Raw genomic sequence first — 19,438 nt, forward strand, 5'->3', positions numbered from 1 at the left:
ACTGCCTCTCCCATCAGTCTCTTCGCACGGGGCGTGCCCCCCAATCACGCGATTTTCCTGGTGCATGGCTCTGTTTTCGTCGCCTATTGCCACGGTACGAAGATGGCGCTGTAGCAAAATGCAACAACTCCTATTGAAACCGTTTGTGCGCTATTGATCGGCGAGTGTGAGATACTGACTCCGAAAGGGATCAACTCTGCATGGAAGTCCAACCCCAATTCCCAAGTGAACAATCGCCCACGGGAGAATTTCGACGCCAGGCAGATTCGTTCCGCAACTGGGTCACAGCCGATGGCGGCTCCGGCTATCCAGCCGCTGCGGGTCGATATCATCTTTATGTGTCATGGGCCTGCCCCTGGGCCCATCGGACGATCATCGTTCGCAAGCTGAAGCAGCTCGAGTCCGTGATCGGAATGACCGTCGTGGATCCGATTCGTGATGAGCGAGGATGGGCATTTCGTGAAGGTCCTGGGCACTCCCCGGATCCCATCAATGGATTTTCATTTCTGAGTGAGGCCTATAAAGCGACCGACCCGCACTACATCGGACGTTTTACGGTCCCGGTATTGTGGGACTCTGTCACCAAACGCATTGTCACCAATTCCGACGATGACCTAATGAGGATCTTCAACGGTGAATTCAACCGGTTCACCCAAAGTCCGATCGACTTGTATCCGGACGGGCTCCGACAAGAGATCGACGAACTGAACAGCTTTATCTACGAGAATGTAAACAATGGTGTGTATCGAGCGGGATTCGCCACATCACAGCACGCCTACGAACGAGCGGCACGGCGACTGTTTACCGCACTGGATCAACTCGATGCACGTCTCGCCTCTCGCCGCTATCTCTTCGGGCCTGAATTTGTGGAGACCGACTGGCGGCTCTTCGTCACGCTGATTCGGTTTGATGCGGTCTATCACGGACATTTCAAGTGCAATGTCCGACGAATTCTCGACTACCCAAACCTCTTCGGATATCTCAAAGACCTCTACCAAACAGACGGCATCGCCGAGACCGTGAATTTCGACCATATCAAGCGGCACTACTACATCACGCACGACGACATTAATCCGACCCGCATCGTTCCGATCGGCCCCGATCAGGACCTTACCGCTGCCCATGGGCGGGAACGTTTAACCGGTTAGTTTCTCACCTGCTAAAATCCTCATGACACTTCAGTGATCGGCTGCCATCAAAGGCTGCCATGTGTGCAAGAGACTAGACAGCTCTGAGGAAATTCTCCTCATCACCCCATGCCACCTCAACTCCCTGGGTCCATCTCTTCTATCTTTACGTGATTTTCAGACGCGCATAAGAGTTGCTGTATCGTCATACGGGCGAATGGGGTTCTGTGTGTGGTGGGATCGGTTTGCAACAGAGTGATGACTGTGAAATCAACAGCCAAACAGGATCGCGGATATCATATGCGTTTGAGGGGGGTCTTGGATTTTATTTATTAAAAAGGAGGAGTTATGGATAGCAGTCTCTTGATGTTCATCGTCGTCATGCTCGTCCTCTTTTTCGGAGGTCTGATCGTCTACAAGAAAGGGGCATAGCTGGTCACATCCTGGTTATCTCAGGGGAAGTGTCCAACACTTTGTGCAGCCGTCTTGGGACGGCGGGTGCGGTGTTCCTTTTTCGGGGAGTGGCTAGGTGTAGAGACGATCTTGGGTCGGCTGAAATCCGAAGACCGATGATGTGTGCGTTCCGGTACGAAACGCGCACATCATCTCAGTGTGTTGGTGTGCACGAACGGCCTGTCCAGCTTATCTGACGACCAGGACTGAGCAAGCTGGTTGCTGGACGAGTTTCAACGAGACACTGCCCTGAAGAAAGCGCGCGACGGCACTCCGCCCTTTTGCACCTGTCACAATCAAATCCGGCTGTTCGAGATTCACGATCTTCATAATTTCTTCCGCCGCCGGTCCGACCCGGGGGAATTGCCTGACCCGGTACCCGACCTTTTCGAGTTTGGCGGCCTCCTGAGCCAGCAACTGTTCTCCCGCCTCTTTCACCGCCGTATACCGCAAAAACGGCATGACATGCACCAAGAGAATCACAAGAGGCTTGCCGTCGGCCGTAGCCGTGAATCGTTTGAGCAGAAACTGAAGTGCCTTCCCTGATGAGGCAGATCCGTCTGTTGCAAACAAGATCCGTCGAGGAGTGTGCGGCGGCTCCTTGACGATCAGGACCGGAGTCGTGGCATGGAGCGTCACGGCGGTCGACACACTCCCCAACATGAACCGGTCAATGGCGTCCAAGCCTCGACTCCCCACCACGATCATCGCGGTATTTCCCGCATGCTTCAACAACGCCTGTGCGATCGGTCCTTGTTCCACACGGACGGAACCGGTCAATCTCAACTCAGTCATCCGTTTCTTCGTGCCGAGTTCCACCTGCTGTGCTCGGCTTTCCAACAGATGAATCGCCTCCCCGATATCAGGTTCATACCCGCTGACGGATGGATAGGTGAGAGCCGGTACCCGGGCAGAATTGAGATCGACGGAATGGATCGCCGTCACCCGAGGGGCAGACCGAAAGGGAATCTTCCCCACCCAATCCAGCGCCCATTCGGAATATTTCGACCCATCGATCCCCACCACAACCTTCATTGTCATGTCACTCCTCCAGACAATAGGACATGCTGCTTCGTCATGCAGACATCACCGACGGCAGTTGGCACTCTTTGAAAATCCCTCCACCGAATGATCGCCTTCCGCGTTTCCTTATTGGCCATCGCCAGCTCTTCGTCTCTCGTCCCAAGAGATCGTTACGGTGACTGAGCTGGAACTTGTTGGCTTGATTGAGCCAACCAGCGAATATAGAGCAGGATGTGTTGCTTTTCTTCCTTCGATAGTGCCCATTTCCAAGACCCCATCGCGGTGCCCCGTTCACCTTCGTGAATCGTCTGGGTCAGCTCGATATCGGACTTCCGCTGGACTGCGGGGCTCGTGAGGTCTGCTGGTGGCGGGGTGACATTGAATGCGTGCCCTTTCCCCTGTTCTCCATGGCAAAACCGACAATACTCCCCATAAAGACGCTTCCCCTCCTGCAAGTCGTAATGCTCACGGAGCGCCTTCTCACTACTCTGCTGCGCAGCGCCGGCATCCGCAACAGGGAGACATGACAGAACAAGGAACAGACATAATAGGACAGCCCGTGAGAACATCAGCTTCCCCCTCCCATCCATACGAGGAGAATGAAGGGCAACCATCGTGCCATTGAAACGAGCCACAATAAGGTCGTAGTCTAGTTTGAACCGGTTGAAAGCACGGGGTTTCTTCGAACTGAAGACCCAGACTCGCTTCGAGAGTGGGGAAAATTTCTCAGAAGCATTCTGCCCACTGTCGCAGAATGCTACAGCAGCGGGAACTGCAAGTCCGGAGATCGATGCTTGAGAATCGTGGCCACAATAACAGAGCCCGGTCGGAGAGGTAGAACCAGAAAGAACCGATCAGCAGATCCGCGGAAGTTGCTCGCCTGATAAGAGGTCGAGCACACGGTGGGTGCCAACAACCGTCCGTAAGATGACCATGGAAGGATCACGCTCCGTTACGATGCCGATCTGAGCTGCCTGATTTGCCGCTTGATGTCGATGCATCACGGCCAGAGCCGCCTCTACCTGCGACTCAGGCACCATCGCGACGAATCGTCCTTCATTCGCCACATAGAGGGGGTCGAGTCCTAAGAGCTCACAGGCTCCACGCACCGGCTCGCTCACTGCAATGGCAGGCTCTTCCACTGTCATACCGACCTTCGCCGCTGTGGCCAGTTCATTCAGCACACTCGCAAGTCCGCCTCGGGTAAGATCGCGCAGGCAATGGATCTCGATCCCACTATCGATCAAATCGGCCACGATGCGATGCAACGGCGCCGAATCACTCTCAACATTCCCGTCGAACGTCAATCCTTCCCGCACACTCAGCACGGCCACGCCGTGAGAACCGAGATCGCCGCTCACCAGAATCGCGTCGCCCGGTTGTATCAACGTCGGCAAGACACGAACACCGTTCGGCACGAGACCAACGCCGGACGTATTGATGAAGATTCCGTCACCTTTGCCTCGATCCACAACTTTCGTATCGCCGGTGACAATCGGCACGTTCGCCGTTCGAGCAGCCTCGGCCATGGAGTGCACCACTCGCTGCAACACGTCCAGACTCAGCCCTTCTTCCAAGATGAATCCCGCGCTCAGATAGAGCGGCTTGGCACCGCACATGGCCAGATCGTTGATCGTGCCGTTTACCGCCAGGCTTCCGATATCGCCTCCTGGAAAGAAGAGCGGCCGTACCACATACGAATCGGTGGTGAAGGCGAGTGTACCCTTCTCGACCGGCCAGGTCGCACCGTCGTGCATAGGCGCCAGTATAGGATTTTGAAATGCCTTCAGGAATACATCTTGAATCAACTCTTGCATGAGACGCCCACCGCCACCATGCGCGAGTTGGATAGTCTTCTTAGTTGAGAGCGGCAGTGGGCAAGCTGGCTCGAAGGCTTTATTGCTGGTCATGGCATTCTCTCGTTGTTCGTGAAGCGTCGTTCGTATCTCGTATTTAGCTCCTGAGTTCCAGGTTTCAAGTTTAACGTTTCAAGTTGGACAAAAGCCAAGAACCTCAAACCTGAAATATGAAACTTGAAACCGTAGGCCGATACGCTTCACGCTTCACGAGCGACGTGGCCCCGGTACCGATAATACGCAGCACAAGCCCCTTCGCTTGAGACCATTGGCGCGCCCAATGGCCGCTCCGGCGTGCAACGGGTACCAAAGGCGGAACAGTCCATCGGTTTGAGCAGGCCCTGAAGGACCAACCCGCTCTGGCACTCTGGATCCTCCTTGCCTTCAGCGAGCTGTGAAAGTTCTGCCTGGAACTTCACCTCGGCGTCGTAGGCATTGTAGACAGATTTCAGACGGAGACCGCTCCCAGGAATTTCTCCGATACCACGCCAGATTCGCGGCGCCGGTTCAAAGACCTCGTCGACGAGAGTTCTCGCTGGTCTGTTCCCTTCCCGGCTCACCGAGCGCACGTACTGATTCTCGACCTCGACTCGTCCCTCTTCCAACAGGCTCACCAACATCGCAACGCCCTCGAGCACATCCAGTGGTTCAAAGCCAGTCACGACGATCGGGACTCCATACCGCTGAGCAATGGCCTCGTACTCCTCATAGCCCATCACGGTACAGACATGGCCGGCGGCGAGAAACCCCTGAATGCGATTCTGGGGTGACGACAGGATGGCCTCCATTGCCGGAGGTACCAACACATGGGCAATCAGCAGACTGAAGTTCGTGACTCCCAATTGTTTCGCTTGGGTAACCGCCATGGCCCAGGCCGGCGCGGTGGTTTCAAATCCCACAGCGAAACAGACGACTTCGCGATCGGGATGCTTTCGGGCCAGGTCGAGTGCATCCAACGGTGAATAGATGATCCGAATATCTCCGCCCGCCGCCTTCACGCCGAACAGATCCCCACGGGAACCGGGCACACGCAACATATCTCCAAAGGAGCAGAAGATCACGTTTGGTAAGGAGGCGAGGCAGACAGCCTGGTCGATCAGCGATACGGAAGTTACACAGACCGGGCAACCTGGTCCATGAACAAGTTCCAGATTTTTCGGCAACAGGCTATCGACCCCGAACCGCACGATGGCGTGAGTCTGCCCACCACAGACCTCCATAATCGTCCAAGGCCGTTGCGCCGTCTGCTTGATCCGCTCCGCCAGCGCCGCCGCCACCGCCCGATCGCGAAATTCATCCACGTACTTCATGACAGTGATCCCAGTTACTCCATAGCAGTCCCACGATGAGTAGAACGCCTGCTCTGCTTCCTGTCTTATAAACCTCTGGCAGCCTAATAGGAATAGGTTGCCACTTTGACCATTCGTTCGTGCTGCTTGACATGACCATTATAAATGACTATATAAGTTTACTATCAGAAGCGAGACTTGGAAGGGGGTACCCTCACGTGAGAACCATGCCTGTGACAGATTTTAAGGCGCACGCGTTGAAAGTACTGGGAGAAGTCGCGGAAACACGAGAGCCTGTCGTGGTCACAAAACGAGGCAAGCCGCTCGCCGAAATTGTTCCCTTCGCCGGAAAGCGCACGGCACCGGGCAGGTTGGCGGATGCTCTGGTTTTTGAAGATGATATTGTGTCGCCCATTGGCGAAGCCGAGTGGAACGTCTGCCGGTGAAGTACGTCCTGGATACGCATGTCTGGGTCTGGTGGCAGATGAGCCCTAAGAAACTGTCCCCTCGCGTCCGCACTATTCTAAACAACCCAGACCACTATACGGAGCTGCTCCTCTCAGTGATATCGGCGTGGGAGTTCAGTAAGTTGTTGGAGAAAAAACGGATAGGGATTTCCTGCGATCCTGAAGAATGGTTTCGTGTCGCACTCGAGATGCCGAAGCTCCGACTCGTGCCTCTCACCCCCACACTCAGCTACCGATCGACAACACTGCCTCAACCGTTTCACGGAGATCCGGCGGATCAAATCATCGTCGCAACCGCCAGAGAAGAGAATGCGACCATCCTGACCAAAGACACCCTCATCCGGCAATACAAACACGTGCGCACACTGTGGTAAGTTGCCTATCTCCCACCTGAATGATCTGGACCAGACTCGCCTCTGAACCAGCGTGAGATCTTGCGGCGACAGACTCTCAATGCTGAACATGACGATCGCATGAGTCTGCCCACCACAAACCTCCATAATCGTCCAAGCCCGGTGCACCGTCTGCTTGATCCGCTCCGCCAGCGCCGCCGCCACCGCCCGATCGCGAAATTCATCCACGTACTTCATGACGGTGCCCCCAGGAACCCCGCTGTTCAACAAGAGTGTTCAGAGAATCCCTTTCCTACTTAGCACCGTTTCCAGAAACGCGTGCCCCAATATAAGCTGTTGCTGTCCCGTTTTGGCGGGGAGTTCTGTGAAAACTCTCTTCGATGTTAGAACCGGCTGCGTGTCGTGACCAATCTTGTCTGGATACATCGCCAGATACCATATCTGAAAAGCTTGCATTGAATACGAGAGCTTGTGGCCAAGATCTCCACACTCTAACGAGGCAACGAATATGAGATGATCATTCTCTTCTTCACCGAAAGACAGAATTGCCTCTGCCTCCCTATCGGCATGTTTCAAGTAGTTCTGAGCATGATTCAAGACTTCTAGGCTCAGGACTCATTCTTTCAGATAGAAGATGACGGTGGCTGCGAGACAGATGGCTGAGAAAAAGGTGTGGGCACAGCGATCATACCGCATGGCAATCCGACGCCAATCCTTGATCCGCCCGAACATGATCTCGATGTTGTGGCGTTGTTTGTAGAGGGTTTTGTTGTAGCGACGCCGTGTCGTTCGGTTGTTCCGTGGCGGAATGCAGGGTGTGACGCCCTGCTTCCGGAGGGCGGCGATGAACCAATCGGCATCATAACCGCGGTCGGCGATCAGGTATGTGGCATTGGAAAGACTGGGCAGCAGGCATCTCGCGCCGGTGTCATCACTGGTGTGCCCTGCGGTCAGCAACAGGTGCACCGGCTTGCCCACATCGTCGCACACCGCATGGAGCTTCGAATTCAGGCCCCCTTTCGTGCGGCCAATACAGCGAGAGCCTGCCCCTTTTTGAGCAGGCTGGCCGCCGTGCGATGGGCCTTCAGATGAGTCGCATCGATCATCAAGCCGTCTCTGGGCCCGGGCTGCCGCGCCAACTCGCGAAAGATCTTGTTGAAGATCCCGGCCCGGCTCCAGCGCACAAACCGGTTGTAGAGCGTCTTGTACGGCCCATACGCCTTTGGAGCATCCTTCCATTGAAGACCGTACCGGATCACAGAGATGATCCCGCTGATCACCCGCCGATCATCCACGCGCGGGATACCGTGCGGGACAGGGAGATAGGGCTTGATCCGGTTCAACTGCTGCGTGGTTAACAGAAACACGTCACTCATGGCCACCTCCGACCTGAGTGAAGCACAGATGATTGGCGGAGGGAACCCTAAACTTAATGAGTCCTGAGCCTAGTGCATCTTTCTTGCTCAGACCAGAGGCCTCAATGATCTTGGTTCGCCAGGAAGATCCTAGCCCCTGTTTCTCCGCAAGGTCGGCAAAGATGCCGTAAGCCGCACCAGAGAGTATTCGCACCGCTAGAGGATCTTCGTCCGTCAATAAGAGGCCGATGGCCACATCAAGCTGCCGTACCGCCGCTTCAGATTTTGTGCATGCGACTTCCATACGTGCCAACAATCAGGCGCTCCCAGCAGCGTAGAACAACCGGCGGCTATTTAACGGCGCCCTTTGCAGCCGCCAGTTCTGAGACGCGCTTCGTAGGCAAGCCGGCGAAGGTCCGTGCGAAGAGCTTCTTCGCGAATGATTACCACACCTGACGCAGATGTACGTTCGCTTGTCCAGGTGCTGGCGATGGCCAGTACTCCGGCTTAGAGAGCATAACTTGGCCCGGCGTTTGTGACGCAAAGGAGTACGCAAAGACCTCTGATTCAAGCAAGTGAAGGAGATTGATACACTCCGCAGCGCGTTCCTCAAGCTTTCGGAAGTCTTGTTCTACGTCCTTGTTCAGATGATGGAAGTCGTTTCGCTCGTTCAGGATCTTAGTGGCCGCATCAAATCCCGGAGCACTCAGTACATCACAGTCCCGCAAGCGCCGGCAGCGCTCGGCAATATCCTTTCCGACTCTGATCTTGTGATGCTCGGCAAGATACTTGGAAAGCGCCTCAACATAGGCCTGTGTCCTGGAGATAGCGCCGTAGAAGAAACCCGCGATGTACATTCCATAACATTCTGATGCAGCGGCTGCGAACCAGTGCGCCGGTATGATGTTCTGAAAGCGAGCTGATGATGCTCGACGCAATCGCTCGGAAATATGAGCCTCGAAGTGCGCCCGCATCAATGCTTCATTGTGTTTGTCTACTTCAGCCATTGTTTAGCGCCGAACGAAGCGTCGCTCGAAGAATGTTTAGGCCGATCCGCGTAGGAACCAGATCTGCCGTGTCCCGTCCGTCTAACACACCATCGAACGGTTCGAGCATAACGCTATGACTATTGGCGATTCAAATGAGATCAATGGAGGCACAATGCATTACTCAACTATGCGGCCAACTTGACGGCAACGGTCAGGCCGGCCTTGGCGCAGAGGCCTACCAGATAGCCGAGGGGGAGCTTGTCCACCTTGTTGCACGCAATTTCTGAGATGCGCGGTTGAACTACACCGAGACGCTTGGCCGCCTGTGCTTGGTTCAATCCTTCGCGAGTCATCCACTTGCGCAAGGCTTCCGCAAGCTCGCAGCGTAGCAGCATCACGGCTGCCTCATGTGGAGGAAATCCCACATCAAGAAACACGTTCCCTCTACCTCGTGTGATACGCACGCGTGATCGCTTCATAGATCTCTGATGATAGTCGAGCTTCATAGGCGGAGCAGCTCTTAGCGGGCTTGTTATGTTTCATCTCTACCGACCCAGTAGTCCGGCTTCCGATGTTGGTGGGCTACCGCGATGACAAGAACATGGTCTTCTTCAACGGAGTACAACAGCTTATATGGGAACTTGTGGAGGAGGCACTTCCTTACTTCACCCCGCTCGATGGACCAGGCTTGAGGGTACTCCGTAATTCGTAATGCAGCCTTTCTCACTTCCTCCTTGAATAGTTGCCCGAGCCCTGCAGATTCGAGATTATAAAAGTGGACAGTATCTTCCAACTCCTGCGTCGCTATTCGAGTGAATATGACGCGCATCATTTGCTCTTAAATACTTCCTCCATTGGGACACCTTGGAGCTTTCCAGCCCGATAGGCATTGAGTCTCTTTTCCGCTTCTTCAGCCCATATTTCATCGAGCTTCTTATCCGGCTCATCCAGGCTCTTTATCAGACCTTCAACCAAGCTGAATCGTTCTTCTGGCTTCAGTTTCATGGCTTCGTCTAACAGCTCTTTCGTGCCCATTGTGTTCACCTCCGATTTTGCGAATCGTCTGAGCATACCGCCATGATTGCTGGCCTTTCAACGAGATACGACTTTAAGCCAGTAATCAGCCCCAGCTACCCTTGACCCCTCAGGCAGATTTGGCGATATCGAAGCCGCCAACTCGGCGTGGATCGCCAATGTTCGTCGTACGGCTTCTTCAAACGGCCAGAAGGCTCGGAGTGTCATTTCAGAGTGGTGATCAGTCCCGTCCGGACACCCCGCGTTCCTCCCCACTCGCCGCTCTTTCAGCTCACCACCCTGTTGGGAAATGACACTTCGAGCACCACACACCCGATATCGGTTCGAAACGGACCATGCCGTTCACCGGGAGGACGACTTGCGTACTCCCCCGCTTCCAGCCAGCGATCGAAGGCTTGGTCGTACAGCCGCCCGCTGACAATAAAGACCTCTTCCGGGTACGCATGGGTCTTTCCCCCAAATGCCGAGGTATCAGCGCCCGGCAGGAAACGAGTCAGCCTGGTGTATTCCCCTGTCACCGGATCGATGCTCAGTGTGATTTCCTCGGCCACCCCTTCCAGACCTTTGATCGGAGTCCAGCGGGTTCGTTGGTCTGGAGCCAACGGGTTCCAGTAGGTTGTGATCGATTTCGACATTCCTCTCCCCAGCAAGCAGTGAAGTGTCGAGCATAACGCCATAATTGTTGGCGTTTCAATGAGATGTAGCTGCGAGGCTACCTATCACGCGTGTTCATGAAACACAACGAGGCCAAGCGGCTCACGCTTCCTTATGATCCCCCATAGGACGAATGTGTGAATTCACCGGCATCGCACCCTTCTCACGTAGTGTCTGGTTGGATGCGTGGTGAGGCATTGTGGCGATACTGGGCATTTCCTGCATTCGGCTGTACAGCTTACATTTCTGGAGGCTGCCATGGATACGCTGACCTACTCCGCCGTTCGTGCCAATCTCGCTTGCGCCATGGACCGGGTGTGCGACGACCACGAGGCTTTGATTATTACTCGCAACGGCAAACAGTCCGTTGTGATGCTGTCGCTCGAAGACTACAAGGCGCTTGAAGAAATCGCCTGTCTTTTCCGAACGCTCTCCAATGCCAAGAGACTGCTCTCAGCTGTTGAGCAACTGAATATAGGTATAGGGGGGAGGAAGCTGGCCAGATGACGCTGGTGTTCACGGACGACGCATGGGAGGACTATCTGTATTGGCAGAAGCACGACAAACGCATGGTCGAACTGATCAACAAGTCATCTGCGACACACAACGCGAACCCTTGGTGACGTCGGCAAACCGGAACCATTGAAGCATGCGCTCTCGGGCTTGTGGTCGCGGCGGATCACTGATGAACATCGGATGGTGTATCGCGTGGTAAATGATGTGCTAGAAATCGCGCAGCTCCGATTCCACTACTGATTCAAGACACGCCTCACTGTTTAGACCAAGCCGCAGATGAGCGAGATCTGCTAGTTGCTCACTGTCTAACACGCCGTCAATTTGTCCGAGCATAATGCCGCAATCGTTGGAGTTTCAAATGAGAGCGGCTGGACGTGGAAATCAGAATATACTGAGCCGACCATCGACCGAATTGTTCTCTGACCTGTATCTTTGTTCACCTCACTCATGCCTTCCGGTTTCGAATGATGAGACCGAGCACGACCGGAAACGCCATGACGCAAAACAAGAGGAGTCCTCCGACGAACAGCTGTCCTCGAACTTGCATGGGGTCTGCCACCATATCATGCCCCTGCATCCAGAGATGCCTGGTCATGAGGTCGCAAGCAAACCCTGCAATAATCAGCGCATACCAGAACCGCCATCGTCGTGCGGTGTAGAGCGCCTGCTCTCGTCGGTGAATCAGGAAGACTTGAGCTAGGATCGCCGCGAGGCCGAGATACTCCGCCCAGGCGGGGATCCCACGGGCTCCTGTCAGTAAGAGTAAGATAAGAATTGCAACGAAGGCTAGAATGGACCCCAACAGAAATCCTCGTCGCGATTCCAACAGACTCATACTAATCCCGTCCAATTCATTCCCCAAAGAGCTTTTCTCTTATTCTGCGCACTGGATCCTTGTCCTCACTTGATCTACTTTTACAGCAAAGTGGGCTCTGACCAGCCCACCTACTCAACCACTTCAGCCCTATCAGACTTATTCAGGAGATAGAGCGTGTCGTTCTTGATAAAGAATTGCTGCGGTTTCTCCCTTCTATACTCACCCATAAAATTCTTGGCCGTAATCCCTACGTGCACAATGTAACCAAACTCTGGAGGTTTTCTCCTGCCTGAGAGATAGGCATAGCCTTTCTGTGGCTCTCGTATGATTCGAATGCGAGCCGGGAACGGTTCAAGCAGCGACTGCTGCACAAGATCTTGTATGGCCTTCTGATAGATTGAAGCTTCCGGAACTGTCCCATAGTCAGCACCGGCGATTTGTTCAGGTGTCACAGGGGTGACGCATCCCACGGTGAAGAGTAGAAGCAACGCAAGGAGACTTCTGAGATCAGCCTTCACTGGATAATCCTCACCAATTCTTCACGATGATCCGTCAGTGTATTCTATGAGCCGGGATGTTGACCCGCAAGAAGGTTCAAATGGGTGAGCCTCCTTAACTGGCTCCTAGCCATCGACGTCCTCTGGCGAGCTTGATGCAGCTAGCTCTGCGTAGGTCTGTAACGTTCGGCATGCCGCTTCCTCGTCCAGTTTGCTAATTGCAAAGCCAACGTGGACGATCACATAGTCGCCGACTTCGGCTTCCGGCACGAGCGCCAATGAGACGGACTTCGTGACACCGCCGAACGACACCGTCGCCGTGCGAAGGGTGTCATCTTGGATGTTCAGGACTTGTCCGGGAACTGCCAGGCACATGGACTCTCCTCTTGTTCGAGTTTCGGGTTTCTTGTTTCGAGTTTCAGGTTAGAGAATTTGCTCCCCCCAAATCGCCCAACTGAAAACATGAAACTTGCAACCTGAAATCGTTCCCGCGCTTCACGCTTCACGAGATACGCTGTACGCAGCAACCACTGCCTGTCCCAACGATAGTCCACCATCATTGGGTGGAACCAGGCTGTGACTATAGACGGTGAATCCTGCGCGCTCCAACCGTTGTCTCACGAGTGACAGGAGCAGCCGGTTCTGAAAGCAGCCACCGGTCAGCACGACGCGAGGCAGACCAGCGGCCTGAGCCACTCGAACAGCTCCCTCCGCAAGGCCAACATGAACTCGCGCGGTAATCAGTTCAGGTCGGTGGCCTCTGCGAAGGTCATCGAGCGTGGCGCTGATCATGGGTCGCCAGTCAACGACCCACCTCGTATCGGAACTCTCACTCGTCACTAGCTCGATCGGATAGCCTTGTACGCGTCCTCCGCCTGCCTCCCATTCTCGCTCCGCAGCAAACTGCACTGCCATGGCAGCTTGGCCTTCAAAGGAAGCCTGTGCACACAAGCCTGTGAGTGATGCCACCGTGTCGAACAGCCGCCCCATGCTCGTCGTCCAAGGCGAGGCGATGCCGGATCGGAGTAGCGCTGCTAGATGCGCACGCTGATATCCTGTCATGTTCCAGGATGGAAGCTCATGATGCACCATCGTTTCTCCCATCAGTTCCCACAAGGCGGCTGCAGCAGATCGGCCCGGTGCCTTCATCGCTGCTTCGCCACCAAGCAACCGAAAGGGTCTGAGCGATGCGAACCGAGTGAATTGTCGGTAGCTCGCGATCAAAAACTCTCCGCCCCACACTTGCCCGTCCGTTCCATATCCAGCTCCGTCCCAGGCGATGCCCAACACCTCGCCGTCAAGCTTGTGTTCCGCCATTCCTGATGCCACGTGGGCATGGTGATGCTGCACGGGAACCAACGGGACAGACAGTCTCGCAGCCAGTTTTTGCGCGACGCCGGTCGAACGATAATCAGGATGGAGATCACAGGCGATGGCCTGTGGCTTAACAGCAAGTAGTCGCTGGAGACCCTCAATGGTTTGGCGGAAGGCCTTGTCCGCTTCAACAGTGGAAAGATCGCCAAGGTGCTGACTGAGCACGACACGATGACCCATCAGGAGCGCAACCGTGTTCTTCAGATGTCCGCCCACGGCAAGGATCGAACCCTGCGCTTTGTTTACCAGACCATCGCTCAAGCGGATCGGCTGCGGGACATAGCCCCGCGCCCGCCGAAGGATCATCTGGTCAGCCTTTCGCTTCTGCGTCTCGTCCCTTTCGTTGTTCTCCGGCGTACGGTCAACCACCAACACGACCGAATCATCGACCGGCCTTGAGATCGGCCTGTCATGCACGAGAAACGCATCGGCAATACCCCTCAGTCGAACCAGTGCCTCACGTTCGTCGATCACGATCGGTTCTTCAGAACGATTGCCGCTCGTGGCCACCATGGGACGCTTCAGCGAGGCCATCAAGAGATGATGGAGTGGCGTGGCCGGTACCATCACACCGAGATAGGGATTGCCCGGTGCCACGGCTTCAGCAAGGGCTGAATCTTGCCGCTTTCGCACCAGAACGATCGGCGCTTGTGGTGAGCAGAGCAACGATTCCTCCTCCGAAGACAGCAGGCAGTCGTTTCTGGTTGCTGCGATAGAAGGAAACAGAACGGCAAAGGGTTTATCAGCTCTCTGTTTTCGATCGCGCAACCGCCGGACAGCCTCCTCTGACTGTGCGTCCACCCAGAGCTGAAACCCGCCCAGTCCCTTCACTGCCACAATGAGACCTTCAGCGAGCAATGCCACCACGCGCTGTAAGGCTCCCTCCTCAGCTGCAATTTCGCAGCCCTGCTCATCCCACAAACTCAGCCGAGGACCGCACTTGGAGCAGGCGATCGGTTCCGCATGAAAGCGGCGATCGGCCTCAGATTCATACTCAGCACGACAGGCGGAACAAAGTCCGAACCCGGCCATCGTCGTATTGGACCGCTGATAGGGGATCGCCGTGAGCAAACTGCAGCGCGGGCCACATTGTGTGCAGGTGATGAATGGGTAGCGGAAACGGCGATCCTGTGGATCAAAAAGTTCGCGCCGACAGTCTTCGCAGGTTGCAAGATCTGGTGGAATGACCAGGCATCGTTCACCTAGTGAAGTACTCGTAACGATTGCAAAGCTCGCGTCGCCACGTGCCGGGATGATGTTGGTGTGTATCGCCTCAATGCAAGCCGATGCCGGTGCATCGGCTTGGAGCCGATCAAGGAATGTCTCCATCGCCTCCGCAGTCCCCTCAACTTCGACCACGACACCGTTCCTGGTATTGCGAACCCAGCCGCTCAACTTCAGCTCACGTGCCAATCGGTAGACAAATGGGCGGAACCCCACCCCTTGCACCGTTCCCTGCACATTGACCTGGACACGCTGAGTGAGGGCCTTCCTCACCCCTGCACCACTAATTCATGGAGTACCACTTCCGACTCTGTTGACCCGGCTACCACCGGCTCTCCACATGCGGAACAGACCTCATGCGCTGGTGTGATAGAAACATCTCGCTGGCATTGCGGGCACCAGGCATCAGCAGGAACAGGAATGACCTCTAACCTCGCACCCTCAGCCTTCGTACCTCTGGCAGCCGATTGGAATGCGGCTTGGAGTGCGGCGTGATCGTGAGTGAGCAGATGCGAGACCGCGCTGACTTTCAGTCGCACAACAGATAGTTTAGCGTCTCCCGTTTCACTCAAGCTGGCTTCCACGGTTTTGATAACCTGCCTCATGAGATGGAGTTCATGCACGGCAAGTCTCACAGTCCTGGAGGATCCGGTCCACGAGCTGCTCCAACACCTTGACCACGGCAGGCGATAACGGTTCACCTGCCTCTGTATTCTCTACTTCGACTCCGTACACGATCACGGTAGCAGGAAGCACCCCCATCGCGCGGGCCAACTCCAACGCATCCACCGTGCCGAGGGCGTGGCTTGATTGCGGGAAGATCCGTCTACCGATCGGACCAACTGAGGCATCAAGTCGATGGATCGTGCCTGGAGCTTGTCCACTGCGGGCAGCATCGATCAGGATCACGACGTTTGCCCCTTTCATCAATTCCACGAGATCCACCCCCGCCATCTCCGCCTCGATCACGTCGACGAGGCCCTCAACTTCCCGGCGAAGTCGGCGAGCCACCAATAGTCCGACCACATCATCTCCTCTCATGCGGTTCCCAAGGCCGATGATACGAATAGAGACTGAGCGAGACCCGCCCCCCCTCTCGCCACTCACGCCTTTCGCGCTCGCCTCGTCCCCTGCGCCATCACTGGTCACGCCTGATCTCCAAATTCAGAAAATGGGTCGCGCAGGAAATGCACGGGTCATAGCAACGGATGACCCGCTCGCAGGCGAGCGATGCTTCCTCATTGGAACGATCCAACACTCGGGGGAGGAACAGACGGAGATCCTGCTCAATGCGGCCCTGATTCTGTGAGGTGGGTGGCACGATCTTGGCTTCGCGGATCACGCCATCGCCGTCCACCCGATACCGATGGTAGAGAATGCCTCTTGGCGCTTCCGTACAAGCCATGCCGATACCCGGCCGAACCACAACCGGCAGCGCCGGTTCAGGTGGCGAGTCGTACCGTTCGATCAGTCGTAGCGATTCTTCCAGCGCGTAGAGTAGTTCGATCGAGCGGGCGACAATCCCGTGAAAGGGATTGCGCAGAGGCAGCGACAACCCCGTATCCGCCAGCACCTGCCTGACTGCGTGAGGCAACCGATCGTGATTCAGATTTACGCGAGCCAACGGCCCAACCAAATACGGCGCGCCCTGCAACGTGCAGTGTAATGCGCTGGAGTAGGATACCTGATGCTCGGAGAAATGCCGTTCGAACTCGTCGACAGAAATATCCAGGCCGGTGCCGGTCACGATCCGTCCCTCGTTGAATGGATACTCGTCGGGATGACGCAGCGCCACACAAGTATAGTCCGGAGTAAACTCCGGGTAATCGAACCCTGCAACCCAACGCACAGTTTCCACTGCGGCATCACGCGCCCAGAGCAGCTCATTCTTCAACGCGTCCAACTCACGCCGCGACGGCACCCGCGAGAAGCCGCCGACTTTCACGGAAACCGGGTGTACGGACCGACCCCCGAGCAACGTCATGATCGCATTGCCCGCTTTCTTGAGTCGCAGTCCTCTGGTGACCAGCGATGCATGGTCCTTGGCCATGGCAATCCCGCTCTCGTAGCCGAGAAAGTCCGGCGCCTGCAGCATAAAGACGTGGAGCGCATGGCTTTCGATCCACTCGCCACAGTAGATCAGCCGACGCAGGTCACGCAGGGCCCCATCGACGTGCAGACCGAAAATCTGCTCGATCGCATGGACCGCACTCATCTGATAGGCCACGGGGCAGATGCCGCAGATCCGAGCGACAATGTCCGGCACTTCGCCGTAATGGCGTCCCTGCAGGAAAGCTTCGAAAAACCTCGGCGGCTCGAAAATCTTCAGCTCCACATCCTGGATAGTTCCAGCTTTCACCGTGACACGAAGCGCACCCTCACCCTCGACACGGGCAATCGTGCCCACCGAAATGATTCGTGTTTGGGATGTTTCTTCAGCCATTGAGGTCTTGATTAACTTACTTGTTGGATTTCACGTTGCCAGTCCGAGATATCAGCCACTGGCCATAGTCATTAGTCATTTTCTTCCTTCTTGATGAATGACTGTTGACCAATGACCGTTTTTCATGACTCATCTTTGTTCCCAAGCGTTGCTCTCCTCACGAAAAGGCACCGCATACCCATTGATCCCGCGAAATCTCCGTAAGACTTCGACTGGGATCAATTGCAGCCCGTCATGGAAGTGACTTGCAAGCGAGGCGGTGTTGGGTGGAAGGCCAGGCCCTTTCCGGTCGCCCTCAGTTGGACCGAAACAGCCGTAGCAGTCCCGGCCCATGCTGGGACAGATCGCGCCGCAGCCTGCGCGGGTGACGGGACCCAGGCATGCCAGGCCCTTGGCCACCATCACACAGACATTCCCGCGCCTCTTGCATTCCAGACAGACGCTTTCGACAGGCAGCCGAGGTTGAACGCCGGCCAACAGGTCCGTGATGACCCGCAACAACTGGCCTTTGTCGATGGGGCAGCCCCACAATTCGAAATCCACGTGCACATGTTCAGAGATCGGCGTGGAGGTCTTGAGACTCTGGATATAGTCCGGACTCGGATACACCACCTGCTTGAACGACTCGACGTCGACCCAGTTGCGCAAGGCTTGAATCCCGCCGGCCGTGGCGCACGCGCCGATTGTGATTAACACCTTCGCCTGCTCTCGCACGAACCGAATGCGATGCACGTCCTCTTCCGTGGTGATCGACCCCTCAACCAACGCGAGCTCGTACGGGCCTGAGTCCATGGTGCTGGAGGCTTCTGGGAAATAGGCAATATCCAGCGCCTGCCCCAGTGCGAGCAGCTCGTCCTCCAGATTCAGGATACTGAGCTGGCAGCCGTCGCAGGAGGCGAATTTGAACACCCCAAGCCTTGGCCGTTGTGTCCCTGTGTCAGTCTTTGCCAACAGGTCCTTCTTTTCCATCATGGGTAACGCAAGTGTTGTCTCCGGCTCGGCCACGAGTCTCGAGTTTCGTGTTTCAGGTTTCGTGTATCCGTCTCAATCATCTAAAACATGAAACTCGAAACAAGAAACTCCTAGCTCTAGATGACTCACGTTTCACGAGATACGAGCGACGCGTCACGCGTTATACTCCTCCCCGTCCTAACCACGGCTCAACCAGGTCATATCGCATGACGGGACCATCTTTGCACAGGAAGTACGGACCCATCTGGCAATGGCCGCACAAGCCGATCCCGCATTCCATATGCCGTTCCAGCGAAACATAGATGGCTGTTGCTGGAATTCCCCGTCTCATCAAGATCGGCACACCCAGGCGCATCATGATCTCAGGACCGCACATGAGGACCATGGTCTTCGCTGGATCCAGCGTCACACGCTCGAACAGATCCGTCACCACACCGACATGGTAGCGCCACGTCTCGTCCGGCCGAGTGCTGGCCAGCAGAACTTCCGTGTCAGGCTGTTTTCCCCAGGCCTCGAACCGTTCATGAAAGAGCAGGTCTCGCGACGTCTTCACACCATGGATGATCTTGACGGAGCCGTAGTGCCGACGCCGCCGAAACATATAGTCGATCGCCCCCACCACCGGGGCACACCCCAGCCCTCCCGTCACGATGACGACATCATGGCCGCGCACCGCCTCAAGCGGCCAACCTTGTCCGAATGGGCCTCGGATTCCCAGAGTCTCACCGGGTTGCAGTTGTGCGATTGCGGAGGTCACTCGCCCCACGGATCTGATGGTATGGTCCAGCCTCTCCGGCTCCTCCGGGTCTGACACAATTGAGATCGCCACCTCCCCGACACCGAACAAATACACCATGTTGAACTGCCCGGCTGCGAAACGAAAGTTGCGGCGGGTCGCTTCATCATTCAACCTCAGCCGGTAGGTGTGGATGCTGTCAGCCTCCCGGATCTTCTCCATGATGGTGGCCGGATGTATCAGGTAGGGATTGATCAT

At 55.8% G+C, this 19,438-nt stretch carries 26 protein-coding genes and 1 pseudogene; 6 read left to right on the forward strand and 21 right to left on the reverse strand.

The window, feature by feature from the left end; translation table 11 throughout:
• Positions 1-200 precede the first annotated feature (200 nt).
• A complete protein-coding gene (locus ACMTNU_RS00520) occupies positions 201-1,148 on the forward strand; it encodes a glutathione S-transferase family protein (protein ID WP_413933246.1) in 948 nt (315 codons plus the stop codon).
• A 621-nt stretch (positions 1,149-1,769) separates the two neighbouring features.
• On the opposite strand, the gene ACMTNU_RS00525 is transcribed toward ACMTNU_RS00520, so the two are convergent.
• The 4 genes from ACMTNU_RS00525 to hypD form a co-directional block, all read right to left on the reverse strand.
• Positions 1,770-2,621 (reverse strand): universal stress protein, encoded by an 852-nt coding sequence (locus tag ACMTNU_RS00525; protein WP_413933247.1) that lies wholly within the window; start codon positions 2,619-2,621, stop codon positions 1,770-1,772.
• Between the two features lie 152 nt (positions 2,622-2,773).
• Positions 2,774-3,172 (reverse strand): c-type cytochrome, encoded by a 399-nt coding sequence (locus ACMTNU_RS00530; protein WP_413933248.1) that lies wholly within the window; start codon positions 3,170-3,172, stop codon positions 2,774-2,776.
• A 285-nt stretch (positions 3,173-3,457) separates the two neighbouring features.
• Positions 3,458-4,513 (reverse strand): hydrogenase expression/formation protein HypE, encoded by a 1,056-nt coding sequence (gene hypE, locus ACMTNU_RS00535; RefSeq protein ID WP_413933249.1) that lies wholly within the window; start codon positions 4,511-4,513, stop codon positions 3,458-3,460.
• 146 nt (positions 4,514-4,659) lie between these two features.
• Positions 4,660-5,769: a hydrogenase formation protein HypD gene (hypD, locus tag ACMTNU_RS00540; RefSeq protein ID WP_413933250.1), complete on the reverse strand. Its 1,110-nt coding sequence runs from the start codon at positions 5,767-5,769 to the stop codon at positions 4,660-4,662.
• 206 nt (positions 5,770-5,975) lie between these two features.
• Here hypD and ACMTNU_RS00545 point away from each other — a divergent pair, with 206 nt between their 5' ends.
• Together ACMTNU_RS00545 and ACMTNU_RS00550 are read left to right on the forward strand one after the other, a co-directional pair.
• The gene (locus ACMTNU_RS00545) at positions 5,976-6,194 is read left to right on the forward strand and encodes a type II toxin-antitoxin system Phd/YefM family antitoxin (RefSeq protein ID WP_413933251.1); all 219 of its coding nucleotides are present in this window, start codon (positions 5,976-5,978) and stop codon (positions 6,192-6,194) included.
• Positions 6,191-6,589 carry a type II toxin-antitoxin system VapC family toxin gene (locus tag ACMTNU_RS00550; RefSeq protein ID WP_413933252.1) on the forward strand — a complete coding sequence of 133 codons (399 nt, stop codon included), beginning with the start codon at positions 6,191-6,193 and terminating at the stop codon, positions 6,587-6,589. Before ACMTNU_RS00545 ends, ACMTNU_RS00550 begins: the two co-directional genes overlap by 4 nt.
• 54 nt (positions 6,590-6,643) lie before the next feature.
• Here ACMTNU_RS00550 and ACMTNU_RS00555 read toward each other — a convergent pair.
• The 8 genes and pseudogenes from ACMTNU_RS00555 to ACMTNU_RS00590 all read right to left on the reverse strand — a co-directional run.
• Positions 6,644-6,805, reverse strand: a pseudogene (locus ACMTNU_RS00555) (hydrogenase formation protein HypD); the annotation flags it as partial.
• Between the two features lie 378 nt (positions 6,806-7,183).
• Positions 7,184-7,944 (reverse strand): IS5 family transposase gene (locus tag ACMTNU_RS00560; RefSeq protein WP_413933253.1). Its coding sequence is split into 2 segments (ribosomal slippage): positions 7,184-7,614 and positions 7,614-7,944, totalling 762 coding nucleotides; the frame shifts between segments, so codons are not numbered across the junction.
• A complete protein-coding gene (locus ACMTNU_RS00565; protein ID WP_413933254.1) occupies positions 7,937-8,239 on the reverse strand; it encodes a hypothetical protein in 303 nt (100 codons plus the stop codon). Before ACMTNU_RS00565 ends, ACMTNU_RS00560 begins: the two co-directional genes overlap by 8 nt.
• A gap of 127 nt (positions 8,240-8,366) precedes the next feature.
• Positions 8,367-8,930 (reverse strand): hypothetical protein, encoded by a 564-nt coding sequence (locus ACMTNU_RS00570; protein ID WP_413933255.1) that lies wholly within the window; start codon positions 8,928-8,930, stop codon positions 8,367-8,369.
• Between the two features lie 167 nt (positions 8,931-9,097).
• Positions 9,098-9,391: a helix-turn-helix domain-containing protein gene (locus tag ACMTNU_RS00575; RefSeq protein WP_413933256.1), complete on the reverse strand. Its 294-nt coding sequence runs from the start codon at positions 9,389-9,391 to the stop codon at positions 9,098-9,100.
• A gap of 53 nt (positions 9,392-9,444) precedes the next feature.
• On the reverse strand, positions 9,445-9,744 hold the full coding sequence (locus tag ACMTNU_RS00580) for a type II toxin-antitoxin system RelE/ParE family toxin (RefSeq protein WP_413933257.1): 300 nt from the start codon (positions 9,742-9,744) through the stop codon (positions 9,445-9,447).
• The gene (locus ACMTNU_RS00585) at positions 9,741-9,947 is read right to left on the reverse strand and encodes an addiction module protein (RefSeq protein WP_413933258.1); all 207 of its coding nucleotides are present in this window, start codon (positions 9,945-9,947) and stop codon (positions 9,741-9,743) included. Before ACMTNU_RS00585 ends, ACMTNU_RS00580 begins: the two co-directional genes overlap by 4 nt.
• Positions 9,948-10,213: 266 nt before the next feature.
• Entirely contained in the window at positions 10,214-10,582 is a 369-nt protein-coding gene (locus ACMTNU_RS00590; RefSeq protein ID WP_413933259.1) for a cupin domain-containing protein, read from the reverse strand.
• Between the two features lie 277 nt (positions 10,583-10,859).
• On the opposite strand from ACMTNU_RS00590, the gene ACMTNU_RS00595 reads away from it, so the two are divergent.
• The 3 genes from ACMTNU_RS00595 to ACMTNU_RS00605 are packed head-to-tail and all read left to right on the forward strand — an operon-like array spanning position 10,860 to position 11,357.
• Positions 10,860-11,108 (forward strand): type II toxin-antitoxin system Phd/YefM family antitoxin, encoded by a 249-nt coding sequence (locus tag ACMTNU_RS00595; protein ID WP_413933260.1) that lies wholly within the window; start codon positions 10,860-10,862, stop codon positions 11,106-11,108.
• Positions 11,105-11,224, forward strand: coding sequence for a type II toxin-antitoxin system YoeB family toxin (locus ACMTNU_RS00600; RefSeq protein ID WP_413933261.1), 120 nt, complete (start codon positions 11,105-11,107; stop codon positions 11,222-11,224). The genes ACMTNU_RS00595 and ACMTNU_RS00600 overlap by 4 nt, the downstream gene beginning before the upstream one ends.
• Positions 11,225-11,264: 40 nt before the next feature.
• Positions 11,265-11,357, forward strand: a complete 93-nt coding sequence (locus ACMTNU_RS00605; RefSeq protein WP_413933545.1) for a type II toxin-antitoxin system YoeB family toxin — start codon at positions 11,265-11,267, stop codon at positions 11,355-11,357.
• Positions 11,358-11,562: 205 nt separating this feature from the next.
• Here ACMTNU_RS00605 and ACMTNU_RS00610 read toward each other — a convergent pair whose 3' ends face one another.
• The 9 genes from ACMTNU_RS00610 to ACMTNU_RS00650 form a co-directional block, all read right to left on the reverse strand.
• On the reverse strand, positions 11,563-11,979 hold the full coding sequence (locus tag ACMTNU_RS00610) for a hypothetical protein (protein ID WP_413933262.1): 417 nt from the start codon (positions 11,977-11,979) through the stop codon (positions 11,563-11,565).
• A gap of 83 nt (positions 11,980-12,062) precedes the next feature.
• Positions 12,063-12,452 (reverse strand): hypothetical protein, encoded by a 390-nt coding sequence (locus tag ACMTNU_RS00615; protein WP_413933263.1) that lies wholly within the window; start codon positions 12,450-12,452, stop codon positions 12,063-12,065.
• Between the two features lie 105 nt (positions 12,453-12,557).
• Positions 12,558-12,806, reverse strand: a complete 249-nt coding sequence (locus ACMTNU_RS00620) for a HypC/HybG/HupF family hydrogenase formation chaperone (protein ID WP_413933264.1) — start codon at positions 12,804-12,806, stop codon at positions 12,558-12,560.
• 120 nt (positions 12,807-12,926) lie between these two features.
• Positions 12,927-15,302 carry a carbamoyltransferase HypF gene (gene hypF, locus ACMTNU_RS00625; protein ID WP_413933265.1) on the reverse strand — a complete coding sequence of 792 codons (2,376 nt, stop codon included), beginning with the start codon at positions 15,300-15,302 and terminating at the stop codon, positions 12,927-12,929.
• Positions 15,299-15,634, reverse strand: a complete 336-nt coding sequence (locus ACMTNU_RS00630; protein WP_413933266.1) for a hydrogenase maturation nickel metallochaperone HypA — start codon at positions 15,632-15,634, stop codon at positions 15,299-15,301. Before ACMTNU_RS00630 ends, hypF begins: the two co-directional genes overlap by 4 nt.
• 10 nt (positions 15,635-15,644) lie before the next feature.
• Entirely contained in the window at positions 15,645-16,178 is a 534-nt protein-coding gene (locus ACMTNU_RS00635; RefSeq protein WP_413933267.1) for a hydrogenase maturation protease, read from the reverse strand.
• Positions 16,168-17,472: a Ni/Fe hydrogenase subunit alpha gene (locus tag ACMTNU_RS00640; protein ID WP_413933268.1), complete on the reverse strand. Its 1,305-nt coding sequence runs from the start codon at positions 17,470-17,472 to the stop codon at positions 16,168-16,170. The genes ACMTNU_RS00635 and ACMTNU_RS00640 overlap by 11 nt, the downstream gene beginning before the upstream one ends.
• A gap of 129 nt (positions 17,473-17,601) precedes the next feature.
• Entirely contained in the window at positions 17,602-18,441 is an 840-nt protein-coding gene (locus ACMTNU_RS00645) for a hypothetical protein (RefSeq protein WP_413933546.1), read from the reverse strand.
• Between the two features lie 163 nt (positions 18,442-18,604).
• A complete protein-coding gene (locus ACMTNU_RS00650) occupies positions 18,605-19,438 on the reverse strand; it encodes an FAD/NAD(P)-binding protein (protein ID WP_413933269.1) in 834 nt (277 codons plus the stop codon).

The sequence above is a fragment of the Nitrospira sp. BLG_1 genome, from assembly GCF_047338595.1.
Lineage (GTDB): Bacteria > Nitrospirota > Nitrospiria > Nitrospirales > Nitrospiraceae > Nitrospira_D.